The organism is Devosia sp. P1_H9, from assembly GCF_056405135.1.
The window spans coordinates 252,565-269,475 of the sequence record NZ_JBFUCQ010000003.1 but is presented as its reverse complement, the minus strand read 5'-3'; the positions used below and the strand labels follow the sequence as shown (position 1 = coordinate 269,475).

General features: G+C 64.2%; 13 protein-coding genes and 1 pseudogene. 7 read left to right on the top strand and 7 right to left on the bottom strand.

Translation table 11 applies throughout. From position 1 onward, the window contains the following. Window positions 1-406 precede the first annotated feature (406 nt). Window positions 407-1,021 (top strand): annotated as a pseudogene (locus AC1DYL_RS07380) (efflux RND transporter periplasmic adaptor subunit); the annotation flags it as partial. Between the two features lie 42 nt (window positions 1,022-1,063). Here the strand turns inward: AC1DYL_RS07380 and AC1DYL_RS07375 are convergent. Continuing rightward, window positions 1,064-1,912: an aldo/keto reductase gene (locus AC1DYL_RS07375; RefSeq protein ID WP_477172628.1), complete on the bottom strand. Its 849-nt coding sequence runs from the start codon at window positions 1,910-1,912 to the stop codon at window positions 1,064-1,066. 186 nt (window positions 1,913-2,098) lie between these two features. On the opposite strand from AC1DYL_RS07375, the gene AC1DYL_RS07370 reads away from it, so the two are divergent. The 5 genes from AC1DYL_RS07370 (at window position 2,099) to AC1DYL_RS07350 (ending at window position 7,942) form a co-directional block, all read left to right on the top strand. Continuing rightward, window positions 2,099-3,097: a sugar ABC transporter substrate-binding protein gene (locus AC1DYL_RS07370; RefSeq protein WP_477172627.1), complete on the top strand. Its 999-nt coding sequence runs from the start codon at window positions 2,099-2,101 to the stop codon at window positions 3,095-3,097. A 121-nt stretch (window positions 3,098-3,218) separates the two neighbouring features. Further along, window positions 3,219-4,352: an ABC transporter permease gene (locus tag AC1DYL_RS07365; protein ID WP_477172626.1), complete on the top strand. Its 1,134-nt coding sequence runs from the start codon at window positions 3,219-3,221 to the stop codon at window positions 4,350-4,352. Then, entirely contained in the window at window positions 4,349-5,860 is a 1,512-nt protein-coding gene (locus AC1DYL_RS07360; protein ID WP_477172625.1) for a sugar ABC transporter ATP-binding protein, read from the top strand. Before AC1DYL_RS07365 ends, AC1DYL_RS07360 begins: the two co-directional genes overlap by 4 nt. Continuing rightward, window positions 5,857-6,867: an ABC transporter permease gene (locus AC1DYL_RS07355; protein WP_477172624.1), complete on the top strand. Its 1,011-nt coding sequence runs from the start codon at window positions 5,857-5,859 to the stop codon at window positions 6,865-6,867. Before AC1DYL_RS07360 ends, AC1DYL_RS07355 begins: the two co-directional genes overlap by 4 nt. Before the next feature lie 28 nt (window positions 6,868-6,895). Continuing rightward, a complete protein-coding gene (locus tag AC1DYL_RS07350; RefSeq protein ID WP_477172623.1) occupies window positions 6,896-7,942 on the top strand; it encodes a LacI family DNA-binding transcriptional regulator in 1,047 nt (348 codons plus the stop codon). 27 nt (window positions 7,943-7,969) lie between these two features. Here the strand turns inward: AC1DYL_RS07350 and AC1DYL_RS07345 are convergent, their stop codons facing one another. From AC1DYL_RS07345 to AC1DYL_RS07325, 5 genes are all read right to left on the bottom strand, one after another. Further along, window positions 7,970-8,992, bottom strand: coding sequence for a LacI family DNA-binding transcriptional regulator (locus AC1DYL_RS07345; RefSeq protein ID WP_477172622.1), 1,023 nt, complete (start codon window positions 8,990-8,992; stop codon window positions 7,970-7,972). 135 nt (window positions 8,993-9,127) lie between these two features. Then, a complete protein-coding gene (locus tag AC1DYL_RS07340; protein ID WP_477172621.1) occupies window positions 9,128-11,053 on the bottom strand; it encodes a glycoside hydrolase family 127 protein in 1,926 nt (641 codons plus the stop codon). A 12-nt stretch (window positions 11,054-11,065) separates the two neighbouring features. Continuing rightward, window positions 11,066-11,902 (bottom strand): carbohydrate ABC transporter permease, encoded by an 837-nt coding sequence (locus tag AC1DYL_RS07335; RefSeq protein WP_477172620.1) that lies wholly within the window; start codon window positions 11,900-11,902, stop codon window positions 11,066-11,068. Then, entirely contained in the window at window positions 11,902-12,840 is a 939-nt protein-coding gene (locus tag AC1DYL_RS07330) for a carbohydrate ABC transporter permease (protein ID WP_477172619.1), read from the bottom strand. The genes AC1DYL_RS07335 and AC1DYL_RS07330 overlap by 1 nt, the downstream gene beginning before the upstream one ends. Window positions 12,841-12,903: 63 nt before the next feature. Then, window positions 12,904-14,160 carry an ABC transporter substrate-binding protein gene (locus AC1DYL_RS07325; RefSeq protein WP_477172618.1) on the bottom strand — a complete coding sequence of 419 codons (1,257 nt, stop codon included), beginning with the start codon at window positions 14,158-14,160 and terminating at the stop codon, window positions 12,904-12,906. Window positions 14,161-14,373: 213 nt separating this feature from the next. Here AC1DYL_RS07325 and AC1DYL_RS07320 point away from each other — a divergent pair, with 213 nt between their 5' ends. Further along, window positions 14,374-15,120 carry a GntR family transcriptional regulator gene (locus AC1DYL_RS07320; RefSeq protein WP_477172617.1) on the top strand — a complete coding sequence of 249 codons (747 nt, stop codon included), beginning with the start codon at window positions 14,374-14,376 and terminating at the stop codon, window positions 15,118-15,120. Here AC1DYL_RS07320 and AC1DYL_RS07315 read toward each other — a convergent pair. Next, window positions 15,117-16,910, bottom strand: a complete 1,794-nt coding sequence (locus AC1DYL_RS07315) for an aminopeptidase P family protein (protein ID WP_477172616.1) — start codon at window positions 16,908-16,910, stop codon at window positions 15,117-15,119. The two genes, AC1DYL_RS07320 and AC1DYL_RS07315, sit on opposite strands and share 4 nt — an antisense overlap. Window position 16,911 lies beyond the last annotated feature (1 nt).

The window sequence follows — 16,911 nt, the reverse complement described above, 5'->3', positions numbered from 1 at the left end:
GGTCAAGGTCCGCAGACCGCCAGCGTCGGCCTGGGAGTTCAACGACCGCTTCTGGCCCGAAGCGGCCCCCGCCTTCCTCGCCGGGGGGCGGCTCTCTCCCCACCAACCCTCGGTGCCTACTCTCCGCGCCACCGCGACTTGTACTTCTGATTGGCATTGTTTGTCTGGATGTGTCTGAGGGCGCGAGGTCACGCCCAGCCACATCTCTCATCGCCCTGGGCCTGGTCGCAGCTGTGGCGATCGGAGTCATCGGCGCGGCACTTAGTCGGCCGCCGGAGGCCATCGATACCGCGATGATCTCCGATATCGTCAAGCAGATCAGGCGTTCGGAGACGCTCTCCATAACGCCTGCCGACTTGCGTGAAACCGTGAAGGTGACCGGCAACCTAAAGCCGGCTTCGCAGCGGATGTCGCAGCGCAGGTTGCTGGCCAGATCATCGAGGTATCGGCCAAGCCTGGCGAGACGGTGAAGGCCGGCCAAAAGCTTGCGCAGCTTGATGTGGGCAACCTTCAGATACAGGTGGATCAGCAGCGGGCGACCGCAGAGGCAACCAAGGCGCAGTTGGTCTCGTCGGAGCAGCAACTGAGCCGCACGGAGGGGCTCGCCGATCAGGGCCTGAGTACGCCGCAATCGCTCGAGGAGGCGCGGTCTTCCGCGGCTGCGTTGCGCGCCAATCTGGTTGCCCTCGAGAACGCGGTGAAGGCCGCGGAACTCTCCCTGGCCAACGCCACTCTCGTCGCCCCGATGGACGGGGTCGTCTCGGCCCGGAACATCGAGAAGGGTCAATCGGTCAATATCGGGACGGTCGCGTTCAGCGTCGTCGACCTCGGCACGATTGAGTTCGAGGCATCCGGTTCGCTTGCTACTGGTGCACTGGTGAAGCCGGGCCAGCCGGTGGTCGTTAGCGTGACCGGTCTTGAAGGTAAGTTGGTGGCGAACTGGGCGGGCTGTTCTCACCGCAGCGGACATGGTCGCTCAATGCGGGAGTCAGCGGCGGGTTCTAGGCCGGCGCGGGCCTGAGCGAGTTGGTGTCGTGACTTCCCTCCCTGTTTTCGGGGCCGGTTAGTCCCAGTCGGCCACCCATTGTGGCTCGTTGATCAGCCGCGAGCCCGGGCGGGCCAGCGTGCCCATTCGCTGCATCTCCTCGGCCGTCAGCGTGAACTCGAGTGCGGCGAGGTTCTCGCGCAGCCGCTCGATCCTGGCGGTCTTGGGGATCGCGGCAACCCCGTCCTGCTGCAGCAGCCAGCGCAGGGTCACCTGCGCGGCGGTCCGGCCGCGCGCCCGGGCGATTTCCTCGATGACCGGATCGCCGACAATCTTCCCGAGCGCCAGCGGGCAATAGGCGATCGCCGCCATGCCGCGGTTGCGCAGCGCCTTCAGCATCACGCGCTGGTCGAGATAAGGGTGGTATTCGAACTGCTCGGCCGCGAATGGCTCGGTGGTAAGGCGCCAGGCTTCGTCGAGCAATGCGGTGGGAAAGTTCGACAGCCCGATATGGGCAGCACGGCCGTCGCGCTTTACGGCATTGAGGGCGCGGATCGTCCCGGCAAGGGCAACTTCCGGATTGGGCCAATGGAGCAGCAGCAGATCGATCCGGTCGACGCGAAGCTTCTCGAGGCTGGCATCCACCGAACGCTCGAGGTCAGCCGGGGCCATGTATTGCGGCTGGACCTTGGTGGTGACGAAGACCGTGTTGCGGTCGATGCCGGATGCGACGAGGCCCTCTCCGACGGCTGCTTCGTTGCCGTAGCCCTGCGCTGTGTCGACATGCGTGTAACCGAGCTGCAGCGCTGCAGAGACGATTTCGGCACAGGCCTCGCCCCTGAGTTGCCAGGTGCCGAAACCAAGGCGCGGGATGTTGGCGACGCCACCTGCAAGAGTTGGGACGGCAAGTGTGGTCGAAGACGGCAAGTCGGAGTTCCTCCCTTCGAGTCGATCGATGATCGATGCGTTGTCGACTATTAGTCGATTTCGATTGTCACGATATCGAGTCCATGCATTAATGCAATGGGAAAAGGTTTTCCGACTTGGGTGGAGACCTGTTCCTGCCGGTCGATCGACCGGGCAAACGGGCAAAACGCCCTGAGGGAGGGGTCAATGAAATCTTTGCTGGCGGCCGCGGGAGCGGTCGGTCTTTTGCTTGCCATGAGCGGTGGGGCGGCCTCCGCCGATGACAAGACCGTGTGTTACGCGTTCCAGGACCTGTCGACCGGGTTCTGGGTCGCCGGCCACAAGGCCATCGTCACCACGCTCGAAGCCGCGGGCGTGCAAGTCATCGAATTGAACGGCGGGCACGATGCCAACCGCCAGCTCGAGCAGGTCAAGGACTGCATCGCGCAAGGCGGCGACGGCATCATCCTGACCGCCGACGATGGCGACTCCGGGACGGTCGTCGTGGCCGAGGCGCAGGAATCGGACGTGCCGATCGCAACCTTCAACCGCCCGCCATCCGACATGACCAAGGGCATCATCGTGGTCGCCGACAACGAGGCGGTGGCGCGTGCGGCAGTCGACGCCATGGTCGCGGAAGCGCAGAAAAAGTTCGACGCCACCGGCAAGAAGCTGAGGCCGCTGATCTTGATGGGCGATCTCGCCGATCCCAATGCCGTGCAGCGCCGTGCCGGGTTCATGAACTCGGTCGGTGCCCATCCCGAGCTTTTCGAGGCGCCCGTCGAGGTCGCGACCAAGTGGAACTCGCAGGTGGCACTGGCCGGCCTCGAGGCTGCGATGACTGCCGATCCTGCGATCGATTTCCTCTTCACCTCTTCGGACTTCCTGTTCCCCACGATCCAGTCGGTTCTCGAACCGCTGGGCCGGTGGAAGAAGGCCGGTGAGGACGGTCACATGATCCTGGGAGGTCTCGATGGTGACGACGGCGCCTGCAAGCTGATCCAGGAAGGCTATGTCGACTCGACCGGCGTCCAGGACGTCTATCTCGAGGCCGAACTGGCACTGAATGGCATCATGGACGCAATCACGGCGGGGGAAACCCAGCCCAACGCGGTCAAGCTCGATCCGGGGTTCGCCCTCAGCCAGGCCAACTTCGCCGAAATGGGCGACAAGACCTGGGGCTGCCAGGTCCTCAAGGGCATGTAGCAAGGAACGGCCGCGCGGTGGCGCGCGCGAGCCTGGCGTTGGCGGAGACGGTCCTCCTCTGCCAACGCCCTAACTCAGGGTGACGGGGTGAACGGTGACGGCATCGACATCTGACGAGGGGTTGCATACGGATATACGGCGGGACCCGCTCTCCTCATTCTCCCGGGTCCTGCGGCGCCTGCTCGTCTCGGAGTACTTCGTTCTCTACCTGACGATCGCGTACTTCCTCGCCGTCGCCCTGTTCTTCCCGGCGCTGGTCGAACCGCGCAACCTCTCCAACCAGCTCTCCAATGTCTGGCCGCTTGCCGCGGTAGCGATCGGGCAGACGTTCGTGATCATCATTGCCGGCATCGATCTCTCGCTCGGTGCCACGATGGGCTTCGCGAGTGTTGCCGGCGCCATTGTCATGACCACCGCTGCGGACAGGCTCCTGCTCGGCAACAGCCCGGTATGGGGCACGCTGCTGGCGGAACAGGGCGGCATCCTTGCGGCACACCCGCTCGGCGCAGTCGCCGCCATCGCCGTCATGCTGGCCGCGGGGCTGCTGATCGGCTTCATCAACGGGTTCTTCATCGCCCGGTTCCGGCTGCCGGCTTTCATGATGACGCTGGTGACGCTGATGCTCTTCTCGTCGGCAGCGATCTGGATCACGCAGAGCCAGAACATCGTCAACCTGCCCGATAGCTTCAATCAGCTCGGCTCGGGCGACCTCGTCTCGGTGTATTTCGGCGAGAAGCTGACGCCCGAGATCAAGCGCCGCGATGTCCTGCCGTTCGTCACCTATCCGATGCTGATCACGCTGGCGCTCGCCGTCGTGGCGCATTTGGTGCTGAGCCGGACCGTCCTCGGTCGGCAGGTCTACGCAGTCGGCAACAACGCCAGGGCGGCGGCCATCTCAGGTATCCCGGTGCGGCGCGTCATCGTCATCGTGTTCATGATCGCCGGCTTCTGCGCGGCCGTCGCGGCGGTGCTCTACTCGGCCCGCCTCGAAGGCGGCCGGCCCACGATAGGCGGCGGCTCGGCGCTGCTCGATATCATCGGCGCAACGGTGATCGGCGGAACGTCGCTGAGCGGCGGCAGGGGCAAGATCGCCTGGACGCTGATCGGCGTGCTGTTCTTCGTACTGCTCTCCAACACGCTCAATTACATGCGCCTTTCCGCCTTCCACATCGACGTGGTGAAAGGCGCCATCATCCTCGCGGCAGCGCTGCTCGATGTGCTGCGGATGCGGCTCGTCGCGGAGCAGGGACGGTGACCGGCCCGATGCTATCGCTGAACGGGATCGGCAAGAGCTTCTTCGGCGTCCCCGCCGTCCGAGACGTCACGCTCGAACTCGGCCATGGCCGCCTGCTTGGCCTCATCGGCCAGAACGGCGCCGGCAAGTCGACGCTGATGAACATTCTCGGTGGCGTGCACCTGGCTGATAGCGGCGCCATGACGATCGAGGGCGTGGCCTACGCGCCGAAACGACCTGCTGACGCCAAGGCCGCCGGCATCGCCTTCATCCACCAGGAGCTCAACCTGTTCGCCAACCTCTCGGTCGCCGAGAACATCTTCATTGCAGGCTTTCCGAAGCGAAGTGGCATGATCGATCGGTACGGGATGCGGCAGCGGACAGCGGAGCTGCTCGCGGCAGTCGATCTCGACATTGCGCCGACGACCCTGGTCGAGCGGTTGTCGCCGGGCGAGCGGCAACTGGCGGAGGTCGCCAAGGCGCTCGAGGCCGATGCCCGCCTCATCATTTTCGATGAGCCGACGACGTCACTCACGGCGCGCGAGACGGCCCGGCTCTTCGAACTCATCGGCCGGCTGAGATCCGACGGCAAGACCATCATCTACATCTCGCACATCCTGGCCGACGTGCAGGCCCTGGCCGATGACATCGCTGTGCTCCGCGACGGCCGCCTCGCCGCCGCCGGACCGGCCGCAGATTTCGACATTGCGCGGATGATCAATCTCATGCTCGGTCGCGACATCAACCAGCTCTATCCACCGCGCGGCGCCTCGCAGCAGGACGAGGTGCTGCTCGAAACGCGTGGCCTTTCCGCCCGCGGCGTGGTGCGCGACATCTCGCTGACCGTACACAAGGGCGAGATCGTCGGGCTGTTCGGCCTGATGGGATCGGGGCGCACCGAGCTGGCGCGGATGATCTTCGGCCTCGACAGTTCCGATGCCGGCACCGTTGCCATTGCCGGGACCGTCCGTACCCGAATGTCGCCGCTCGATGCCATCCGTTCACGCGTTGCCTTCGTCACCGAGAACCGGCGGGAGGAGGGGCTGCTGCTGAATGTCCCGGTCGCCGGCAACCTGGCGCTGGCCGCGCTTCATCGTTTCGCTGCTCCGCCGTTGCAGTTCGTCGACGAGGTTGCGCTGCTTGGTGCCGCTGAAGAAATGGCCGCGAGGCTCAAGCTCAAGTCCGGGGCCATTGTCAGCCAGCCGGTCAAGAACCTGTCGGGTGGCAACCAGCAGAAGGTGGTGCTCGGCAAGTGGCTGATGGCCGGTCCCCGCCTCATCATCCTCGATGAGCCGACGCGCGGCATCGACGTCGCCGCCCGTCTGGAGATCTACGGGATGATCGACCAACTGGCGGCCGAGGGGTGTGGCCTGCTGCTGATCTCCTCCGAGATCGAGGAAGTGATCGCCATGAGCGACCGCGTGCTGGTGATGAGCCGCGGCAAGATCGTCGACGAGTTCGCACGGCCGGACATGTCCAAGGACGTGATCCTTCGCGCCGCCTTCCGCGAGACGGAGCGGGCCGCATGACCGCCCGGCAGCTGAACGAACTGCTGCTTCGCTACGCGACGCTCATCGTCTTTGCGATCATCCTCATCTATTTCGGTTCGCAGGCACCGCGCTTCCTGGGCATCGACTCGCTTGCCAACATCCTTAAGCAGGCAAGCTTCACCGGCATCATCGCGGTCGGTATGACCTTCGTGCTGTTGACGGCCGGTATCGACCTGAGCGTCGGCTCGAACATGTACCTTTCCGCTATGGCGACGGGCTATGTCCTGCAGGTCCCCGCTCTGCAGACCCCTGGCGGCGTGGTGGTCGCCATTCTCGCCGGTCTTGTCGCCGGCACGCTGTTCGGCGCACTCAATGCGTTCTGCGTCGTGGTCCTGAGGATCACGCCGTTCCTGGTCACCCTCGCGACGCTGGTGGCTGGACGGGGGCTGGGCACGGCCATCACCGAGTCCTACGGCATCGAGTATCCGGCGGCCTACCTGGCCTTCGGGGCGTTGCAGATCCTGGGCATACCGATGCCGATCTGGGTCTTCGCCATTGTTGTCTTCATCGCCCACTTCGTGCTCACGCGCACTCAGTTCGGCCGCCAGATCTACGCCGTTGGCAACGACGTCGAAGCGGCACGCAAGGCTGGCCTCGATGTCGATCGCATCACGTTCGCGGTCTATGTGATCTGCGGCTTCTGCGCCGCCATTGGAGGCGTGACGCTGATTGCCCTGATCGGTCGCCTCAACCAGACCTTCGGCGTCGGCCGCGAGTTCGACGTGATCACCGCCGCCGTGCTCGGAGGCACCAGCCTCTTCGGCGGCGTCGGCTCCGCCTTCGGGGCAGTCCTTGGTTCGACACTGGTGCAGATGGTGCAGTCCGGGATGATCTTCATCAAGGTCAACCTCTACCTGCAGCCGATCGTTCTCGCCGCGATCATCTTCCTGGCGGTGTTCGTCGATGCCCTGAGGATCGGCCGCCTCGAACGGCTGCGCCGCCGCCAGCTCAGGAATGATGACGAGGACCGTCGCTCCTCGCTATGATCCCCACGATCTGGACTGGACTGTTCAAATGACCGACTCGCAATTCGTTGAGAAGAAGCGCGTGACCATGGCGGACATTGCGCAGCTCGCACAATGCTCGCAGTCCACGGTGTCGGTCGTGCTCAATCCCGACTCCAAGGTGAAGATCTCGCCCTCGATGCGCAATCGCATCCTGCAGGCGGCCGAGACCCTGGGCTATCGCGCCGAGACCGTGCTGCCGCCACGCCTGCAGCCGCTGCGCCGCATCGCCGTCGTGTTCGACGACCTCACGGTGTGCCCTGAGGCAGTGATTGCCGCCGACGGCGTGCGCGAAGCGACCTGGGAGACCGGCGACATCGTCAGCGTCTACAACAGCCATGGCGACGCCGAAATGGAGCAGCGCACCCTCGCGGCGGTACTGCGCAGCAAGATGGAAGCCGTCATCTACGCAACCGTGCGGACCCGCGAGGTGGACGTGCCGGCGCAGCTTCGTGCCACTGAAGTGCCGGTTGTGCTGCTCAATTGCTATTCCAAGGATCGGGCGTTCCCGGCGGTTGTCCCCGGCGACGTGGCCGGCGGCAACACCGCGACGACGACCCTTGTCGAGGCCGGGCACAAGCGCATCGCCCACATAACCGGCGAAGCCTGGATGGAGGTGTCGAAGGATCGCCTGCGCGGCTATCGCGATGCCCTGGCAACGGCCGACATTCCATTCGATCCTGCGCTGGTCCGCGAAGGCAACTGGCAGCTCAGTTCCGGCTATGCCGCCACCAAGGAACTGATGACGCTCTCCCGGCCACCCACGGCGATCTTCTGCGGCAACGACCGCATGGCCATAGGCTGCTACGAGGCGCTCAAGGAGCTCGGCTATCGCATCCCCGACGATGTTTCCGTTGTCGGGTTCGATGACGACGAGATCGCCAGCCACCTCATGCCCGAGCTTACGACCCTCAAGTTTCCCCGCCATTTGATGGGCGCTCGGGCCGTCGAGCTGGCGCTCGACCTGGCAACGGCCAGGGCGGACAGCTACCGCGTGGTCAAGCTCGAGTGCGAGCTGGTCCTGCGAAGCTCCGTCGCCGCGCCACCGTCGAGCTGAGTTCGAGGCCGCGACAGACGAGGTCGCCTAGCCCACCGTCGAGGCGCGGATGGTGAGTCGACACGGCTGGTAGTCGATGCCGGTCGGCAGCGGCTTGCCGTCGATGGCTTCGTACAGGTGCGTCGCCGCCAGCTGACCGAGCAGCGTCAGGTTCATGTCGATGCTGGTGAGTGTGGGGTGCGTGCCGTCGACGATCACGTCCCAATTGTCGAAGCCCATGATGGCGACGTCGCGCGGGATCGACTTTCCGCGTTCGCGCAGGGCGTCGATAGCGCCCCGCGCGATCTGGTCGGAGTCGCAGACAATCGCATCGATCTCGAGCCCCTGATCAAGGATCATGGCACAAGCCGAGCGGCCCCAGCGTTCCGTCCACTCGCCATGCGAGGTCTCGTAGACGAGGTTCGTCCCTTGGGCTTCGAGCACACTGCGAATGCCTTCGGCCCGGTCGATGCTGGCGCGCTCGTTTTGCGGGCCGGTGATGTGGGCGATCCGCTTGCGGCCCGTCTCCAGCAAATGCTGAATGGCGAGACGACCACCGCCGATATTGTCGGGCGTGATCGAGAGATCACGAGGGTCGGCTGAAGGCGTGTAGACGTAGACGACCGGCACCGGCAGATCGGGCGCGATCGGCAACCTGTGGTCGGTTCGGCTGCCCACGACCATGATGGCGTCGACGTTCCGGTTGAGCAGTTCGTTGATGTAGTGCTTCTCCCGGATGACGTCCCCACGCGCGTCGCAGAGGAAGACCGAGACTTGTCCGGCTCCGAACGTGTCCTCGGCCGCCATGAGGATGGGGAGGCTGAAGCGCCCTTCGAGATCGGAAGTCAGCAGGCCAACCGTTCCCGATTTGCCGTGAAACGGGCGGACGCTGCCCGCATGGAGATAGGTCAGGTCACGCGCCGCCTGCTCGACGCGTCGACGGGTTGCCTCGCTCACCCGTTCGCGGCCGTTGAGGGCCTTCGAGGCAGTCGCCATCGAGACCCCGGCGCGCTGCGAGACGTCGGCCAGCGTCGGCGATTTGACTGTCTTGGAACTGTCCGAACTGTTCATTGTCGTCGCCTGAACGTCGCCGCGCCAACCCGGCCATCGTTGTCTATCCGAGCCGAGCTTCAGCAGGGAAACGGATTCTCGCGCTGGGCGTGCATGGCTGACTTATCCACGTGGTTCACCGCTCCGGCATCGCCGCTACGCACCTTCCGCGCGTATCCAGACCTGCATGCCTCCCGCCTCGCGGTTGGCCCACAAGTGATAGGGAATCGCGCGGAAGCGCCGGGGCTCTCGCAATGGCGGTTCCGAACGGTACAGCGCACCGGTCCAACCGTCTTCTGATGTCACCTCGGCCTCCCCGGTGAGAACGACCGCGCCACCAAGCAGGCTCGGTACGAACTGGCTCTCGATGGGACCGTCCTTCAGCACGAAGCGTTGCGGCGCCATCGCATTGTCGACCTCTTCGAGGCAATAGACGACAGGTCCGCGCTTCAGCGCGATACGACCCGTATCCTGGCTCACCGCCGGGTGGGCGCTCAGGCGCTCGACCGGCATATCGAGGTGCATCCTGATCTCGTCGCCTGCCCGCCATTCTCGGTCGATCGTCGCGTAGCCTTTGGCGATCGGCGGCTGCACCGCGTCGCCATTCACCGAAAATCTTGCGCCGCGGCACCAGCCCGGCACCCGAAGCTTGAGCGCCATGCGCCGTGGTACCTCCGGCGACACGCTGATCCGGACGTCTCCGTCCCAGGGGTAATGTGTGGTCTGGGCGACGGTGACGCGCTGGCCGTCGACGGTCAGCTCGGCAGTATTGGCGCCATAGAGGTGGACTGCCAGATCAGCGCCGCGCGTCGTGTAGAAATAGCTGCCCAGCGACGCCAGCAGGCGGGCGATGTTGGTCGGGCAGCACGGGCAGTAGTGCCACTTCCAGCGTCGGTTTTCGCCGTGGCTCTCGAGAACGTTGTCGTAGAAGTAGTGCTCGCCATCGCGGGAGATGCCCGAGAGCGCGCCGTTGAACAACACGAGCTCGACGTGATCGGTGAAGCGCGCATCGAGATCGATCTGCGCCATGCGGTGACCCCAGAAGGCGAGCGCAACCGCGGCGCAAGTTTCGGCGTAAGCCGTGTCGTTGGGCAGGTCGTATTCGCGGGTGAAGCCCTCGTTCGAATGCGCCGGACCAAGGCCGCCCGTTACGTAGAGCTGGCGAGTGGTCAGGTTGTCGAAGAGCCGGTTGCAGGCCGCCAGCAGCGACATATCGCCGGTCTCGACCGCGACATCGGCCATCGCCGAGAACAGATACATTGCCCGAACGGCGTGACCGACGACCTGCGTCTGCTCGCGCACCGGCATGTGGGCCTGGCTGTAGGAATAATCCTTGAAGATGTACCTGGCGGGATCGTCGCCGCGGCGCCGCGCTTCGTCGTCGTAGTATGACGGCATCTGGCCGCGGGCATCGATGAAGAACTTCGCCAGTTCGAGATGCCGCGGATCCTTGGTCACGCGGTAGAGCTTGATGAGCGCGATTTCCATTTCTTCATGCGCATCGTAGCCCTGCTTCTTGCCGGGCTCGGGGCCGAACGTGTCGATGATGTGATCGACAAGCTTCAGCATGACGTCGAGGAAGCGCCGCTTCCCCGTTGCCTCGAAATACGCCACCGCGCCTTCGAGCAGATGGCCCATCGAATACATTTCGTGCAGGTCGCGTAGGTTGGTCCAGCGCTTGTCGGGCTCACGGCGAATGAACCAGGAGTTGAGATAGCCATCCGGCAGCTGTCCGCCGGCGAGCTTGTCGACGATGTCGTCGATCTTGGCTTCAAGCTCGGGGTTGGGGTGGGCGCGCAGCGTGTAGCTCGATGCCTCGATCCACTTGCCGAAGTCGCTGTCGAAGAAGTGCTGCATCGACAGGCCGCTCGGCTGGATCGGACGGACCAGCGGAGCGGGAGGATTGCGGAAATTGAGGACCTCGAGGAAGCCTTCCTCGTCGAGCCGCCTGTGCTGGGAAGGTACCGTGACCTTGCGCACAGTTTCGGACCAGCTTTCCCAAAAGCCGCCGGCAAAGTCGACCTTGGTGTGGTCGGCCGGCAAATAGCGTTCGATACGAGGCGGATTGGAAAGGTCTGACATGTTGGCTCTGGGTTATTTCACGGCGCCTGCCGTCATGCCGCGCACGTAGTAGCGCTGCAGCAGCAGGAAGAGGACGAGACAGGGAAGCATGGTGAGGGTGACGCCCGCCTGCAGGGCGCCCCAGTCGATGATGCCGTAGAGGCCCGACGAGACGTTCACCAGCATGATGGGGAGCGTGAACTTGTTCTGATCGGAGAGGAAAATCAACGCGGCCAGAAACTCGTTCCAGGAATTGAGGAAGGCGAACAGGGCAACGGTCGCGACGCCGGGGAAAGCGATTGGCACCATGATGCCCATCAGCAGCGTCCATTGCGATGCGCCATCGATCCTCGCGGCTTCGACCAGCGCCTTGGGCACGGCGTCGAACGCGTTGCGCATCATGAAGATCGAGAAGGGCAGCTGGAAGGTTGTGTAGATCAGCACGAGGCCGAGCTGGCTGTTCTGGAGCCTCAGGAACTTCAGCACGAGGAAGAGCGGCGTCAGGATCGACTGGAAGGGGATCATCAGCGTCGCCATCACGACGACGAAGAGCGCGAGCTGCCCCGGAAACTTGAACTTGGAGAAGCCGTACCCCGCCGGCACAGCTACGAGGAGCGTCAGCGCCACCGTACCGGCGGCAATGAGCACGGAATTGGCGGCGTAGACGTGCCAGCCCGCGCCGACAGTCTGGAGCCGCCCGTAATTCTCAAGCGAAAAGCGGTTCGAAAAGAGTGACACGGGGTCGGCGAGCGCCGCCGCGGCGGGCTTGAAGGAATTGGCAACCGACCAGACCATCGGCCCCAGAAAGAAGACCGCGAGGAGGACCCAGGCGAGGTAGAGCCCGGTGCGCTGCAAAGGCGTCATGGGCATCAGCTTTCCTCCGGCCGGCTGCGCAGGAAAGCAAGCTGGATGGAACTGATGGCGACGAGCACGACCAGGAGCACCAGCGACAATGCCGATCCATAGCCCAGCCGGTACGAGGTGAAGGACGCGAGGAAGATCGAGAACACCGCCGAGATGGTCGAGTTCTGCGGCCCGCCTTGCGTGATGATGAAGAACTGGTCGAACGCCAGCATGGATGAGGTGATGTTGAGCACGAGGACCAGGAGAATCGAATTGCGGATCAGCGGCAGCGTAATGAGGCGGAACCTGCTCCATGGGCTGGCACCATCGATCTTGGCAGCTTCGATGAGTTCGTTGGGAACGCTTTGAAGGCCGGTCAGCAGGATCACCATGGAGAAGCCTGCGCTCTTCCACACGACCATCAGGATGATGACCCCCATCGCAGGCCAGAACTGTTCCAGTGGCCGCGGCGCGGAGTCGATGAGTCCGAGGCCGAGCAAGAGTTTTGCAAACACGCCGCTATCGGGGTTGAGCAGCCAGATCCAGAGAGTTGAGGCAGCGCCGAAGCCGATGACGACGGGCATGAAATAGATGGTGCGGAACAGGCCGGCAGCGCGCAGGGGCCTGTCCACCAGCAGCGCCAGCGGCATCGCCACGACGAACAGCGCAACGGTGACGAGGACGGTGTAGAGCGCGGTGAAGCCCAGGCTGCGCCAGAGCTGCTGGTCGCCGATAAGCTCGAGATAGTTGTCGCGGCCGATGAAGCTGGCCTTGCCCAGCAGTGGCCAGTTGTAGAAGCTCATCCACACCGTCATGCCCAGCGGCAGCAGGAAGAACACCGCAATCATCAAGATGCTTGGCGAGATGAAGGCGAGGCCGAGCCATTGCTTGGGCTCGCGCCCGACGCGCGAGATGGTCTTGCGTGCGACGTGCGGGATGGTCTTGGAGGCGGTGGTGTCGGTCATCGCGGGGCTCGGTGGTGACAAACGGAGGGCCGACGCCGAAGCGCCGACCCCGTCCGGGAGGACTTACTCGGGGTTGGTCCGGTCGAGGATCTTGGTGAACTCGGCCTGGCCAGCCGCGATCGCCCCATCGATGTCGCCATCGAAGATCGCGCGATTGAGCAGGTTGAGCCACGGACCCGTGCGGCTGACGAAAAGCTCGTCCGACGCGAAGGTGTAGGGGGTCTTGGCATTGGCCAGCATGTTGTAGGCGATGAGGTTGCGCGGGTCGAACTGTGCATAGGCTTCGTCGGCCACGTCGGTGCGCGGCGGCATGCCCGATTCCTTGGTGATGAACACCTGCTGGGCGGGCTGCATGTAGAAGTCGACGAAAGCTTCGGCGACCGCCTTCTTCTCCGCCGAGATACCCTTCATCAGCGTAAGGGCATCACCGCCGGCAAAGCTCGACTGGCCGCCATCCGGACCCGAGATCGGCACGATGCCGAAGTTCACGTCCGGATACTGGCTGGTGAGGAGGTTGACGATGTACGAGCCGGTCATCAGCACGCCGACCTTGCCCGAAGCAAAGGCCGCGACGGCGTCGCTGCCATTGCCCGAACGCGAGGTCGGGTGGATGGAGCCATCCTTCCACATCTGGTTGTAGAGGCCGAGGACGCTGCGCAGTTCCGGCGTGTCGATCGTGGCAGAACGGCCGTCGGCGGAGAGGATGTCCGCACCGGCCGCCCACACGTGCGGCGTGAAGGTGTAGACCTGCCAGCTGCCCGACGGGGCGACGAAGAAGAAGCCGTAGATGTCGTCGCCGAGGGCGCGGACCTTGGCTGCATCGGCAGCAACTTCCTTGAGCGAGGTCGGTCCCTTCTCTGGATCGAGGCCGGCCTTGGCGAATAGGTCCTTGTTGTAGGCGATGACCGAGGCATCCGGCAGCGTCGGCACGGCGTATTTGCGGCCGTCAAAGGTGCCAAGACGCAAGTGCGACGGGCTCATGTTCTTGGCGTAGGGCAGGCCGTCGATGAAGTCGGTGATGTCCTCGAGGCTGTCGGTGGCCGCGAAGGTCGGCAGATAGATCAGGTCGAGCACTGCACCGTCCGGCGGTGCGCCGGCGGCGATCGAGGCGCCGAGCTTGGTCACCATCTGCTCGGCGGTGATCTGCGTGATGACCACCTTGTCGTCATGGCTGGCATTGAACTGGTCGGCCAGGGCCTGAAGCACGGCTCCCGACGACGTACGCACCCATAGGTTGATTTCTTCGGCTGCGGATTGGCCGATCGCGGCCCCCGCCAGCAGCAAGCCTAGCGAAAAGCTGGCAAGATACCTTTTTCTCATTTCGCACTCCCTCCGTAGACCGGCGCCCCATGTGGCGCCTGGCTACCAAGACGCTAGCAATGGGTCGAACCGAGAGTCGATGAACACGCGTCACTATTTTCGCGCATTTGAGAAATTGATTTCTCGATATTTCGCATATTTTCGCACGTGCCGAGGTAGTTGTGAGACGAGTGCCTTCGGCATAGAGGAGTCGCATGAGGCAGGGAGTTGAACGTGCCAGCCACACAGGTGGGTAAGGCCAGAGCGTCCGAGACAGGGGCGGAGAAACCCGCTCGCTCGCGTGGCCACGGCTCGCGCATCGTCTACGAGACGCTCCGGCACGCCATTCTCGACCTTGAGCTGGAGCCCGGCAGTCCGCTGGACGAGGTGAGCCTGTCGACGCAGTTCGACATGTCGCGCAGCCCAATCCGGGAGGCGCTGGTTCGCCTTGCGGCCGACGGCCTCGTGACCACCTTGCCCAACCGCAGCACCATCGTGTCGGTCATCGATTTCGTCCGCCTGCCGATCTACTTCGAGGCGCTGACGCTGATGTATCGTGTGACCACGCGCTCAGCCGCGGTGCACCATGGCGAGCAGCACATGGTCGCGATCCGTGGATACCAGGCGGCTTTCGCCGAGGCGGTCAATCGTCGTGACGCCGTCGCCATGATTGTGTCGAACCGCGACTTCCACGTCGCCATCGCCGAGGCCGGCGGCAATGACTACTTCACCGCGCTGTTCACGCGGCTGCTGGATGAGGGCAGGCGCATCCTGCGGCTCTATTACCAATCGTTCGGCGACAAGCTGCCCCAGCAATATGTCGCCGAGCACGACGCCATCGTCGGCGCAATCGAAGCAGGCGACGCCGAGCTCTGCGACCGGCTGGCAAGCGCGCATGCGGCCCAGATCGTGCAGCAGATCCGCAGTTACCTTGCGCGCGAGACGGTGACGCAGGTGCCGCTCGAAGACATGGTTCGTTAGGCGCGCTGCTCGGCGACCGATGCGGTCCAGCGTTCGACCCGCCGTCGCGCGGCCTCGGACAGGCCATCCCACAGCACGCTGCGCACACGCGAATGGTACGCGTCGAGAAAGGTGATCTCGTCGCGCGTCAGTGCATCGAGATCGGCCAGCGACAGGTCGATCGGCACCAGCGTCAATGTCTCGAAGCGGAGGAAGCCGTTGCTGCCGGCCACCGTTTCCACCTGGTTCTCGATCCTGAGGCCGAACGCATCCTCGCGATAATAGCCCGGCTCGATCGTCATGATCACGCCCGCTTCGAGGGCATGGGGGTTGTGTGTCTTGCCGAAGCGATGGGGATGCTCATGTACGGCAAGGTAGTGGCCGACGCCGTGCCCGGTCCCATGATCGAAATCGAGCCCCAGGTCCCATAGTGGGCGGCGCGCCAGCGCATCGAGCTGATGGCCCGTCGTGCCCTTGGGGAATTGCGCGGTCATGAGCGCGATGAAGCCCTTCAGCACCGCCGTGTAGGCGCTGCGCACGTCATCGGCGACCGGACCGAAAGCGGTGGTGCGCGTCGCATCGGTGGTGCCCCCGAGATACTGCCCGCCGGAATCGAGCAGGAAGGGCGCTGCCGAAGTGATCGCCGTGTTGGTCGCTTCGCTCGAACTGTAGTGGCACATGGCGGCATTCGCGGCGGACGCCGCGATGGTATGGAAGCTCGCCTCAACGAAGTTCGCGCCCTGCTGGCGGAACTCGAGGATCTTGTCTTCCGCCTCGAGTTCAGTGATGGGCCGGCCTGATGCATGACGCCCCGCGACATTGTCGTGAAGCCAGGTCATGAATTCCGTCCAGGCAATTCCGTCCGCCACGTGGGAATCGCGGAAGCCCTGCAACTCGACAGGGTTCTTGAGCGCTTTGGCAACCGTGATCGGGCTGATTGCGCCGACGATGCGACCATTGCCGCGGGTGACCGACAGCCCCGCCGCCGCGGATGCGAAGGTCGGGTCGACCAGCACGGCCTGACCATCGGAGCGCTTCTCCAGTGTGGGCAGCAGTGCCGCCGGGTCGCGGATATCGACGCCATCAAGCTCGTATTCGCTCCGATCATTGGGCAGCTTGCCCTCGGCGACGAACCACTCGGTGTTGCCGGTGCGGCCGAGCAGCACGAAGGAATGCGGCATCGGCATGTGGGCGATATCGCTGCCTCGCACGTTGAGCAGCCACGCAATATTGTCCGGCTGGGTCTCGACCATGAGGTCGGCGCCCAGTTCGGCCAGTCGCTCGCCGATCCGCCGGCGCTTACTCTGCGAAGTTTCACCCGCAAAGCCCACCGGGAAGTTCGAGATGCGGCCCATCGGCGGTGGCGGTTGGTCGGCCCAGATCGTATCGACAGGATCGCCGTCGACGAGGACCAGCGAGCCGCCGGCCTCCGTTACGGCGCGCTCGAGCTTCCCGTAGAGTTCCGATGGCACCAGCATCGCGTTGACGCCAATGCGGCTGCCGCGCGGCAAATTCTCAGCGATCCAGCGCTCGAGGGGGAAATCGTAGAAATGCGCGATCTCGATGGCCCCCAGATCGATCTCCTTGCGCACCTGAACCTGGTAGCGGCCATCGACGAAGATCACCGCCCGGTTGGCGAGCACCAATGCGATGCCGGCTGAACCACTGAAGCCGGTCACATGGCGCAGGCGATCGTCGTGCGGCGCAACGCTCTCGCCCTGATGCGCGTCAAAACGAGGAACCACCAGGCCATCGAGGCCGACCGAGGATAGATGGTGCCGGAGGAGCGGGAGAACGTCATTCTTGACCATC

Coding starts and splice junctions, on each gene's coding strand:
- AC1DYL_RS07335 (WP_477172620.1), bottom strand. CDS start 11,902: ATGCCCATGACGCCTTTGCAGCGCACCGGGCTCTACCTCGCCTGGGTC.
- AC1DYL_RS07330 (WP_477172619.1), bottom strand. CDS start 12,840: ATGACCGACACCACCGCCTCCAAGACCATCCCGCACGTCGCACGCAAG.
- AC1DYL_RS07345 (WP_477172622.1), bottom strand. CDS start 8,992: ATGAACAGTTCGGACAGTTCCAAGACAGTCAAATCGCCGACGCTGGCC.
- AC1DYL_RS07325 (WP_477172618.1), bottom strand. CDS start 14,160: ATGAGAAAAAGGTATCTTGCCAGCTTTTCGCTAGGCTTGCTGCTGGCG.
- AC1DYL_RS07350 (WP_477172623.1), top strand. CDS start 6,896: ATGACCGACTCGCAATTCGTTGAGAAGAAGCGCGTGACCATGGCGGAC.
- AC1DYL_RS07340 (WP_477172621.1), bottom strand. CDS start 11,053: ATGTCAGACCTTTCCAATCCGCCTCGTATCGAACGCTATTTGCCGGCC.
- AC1DYL_RS07370 (WP_477172627.1), top strand. CDS start 2,099: ATGAAATCTTTGCTGGCGGCCGCGGGAGCGGTCGGTCTTTTGCTTGCC.
- AC1DYL_RS07355 (WP_477172624.1), top strand. CDS start 5,857: ATGACCGCCCGGCAGCTGAACGAACTGCTGCTTCGCTACGCGACGCTC.
- AC1DYL_RS07315 (WP_477172616.1), bottom strand. CDS start 16,910: ATGGTCAAGAATGACGTTCTCCCGCTCCTCCGGCACCATCTATCCTCG.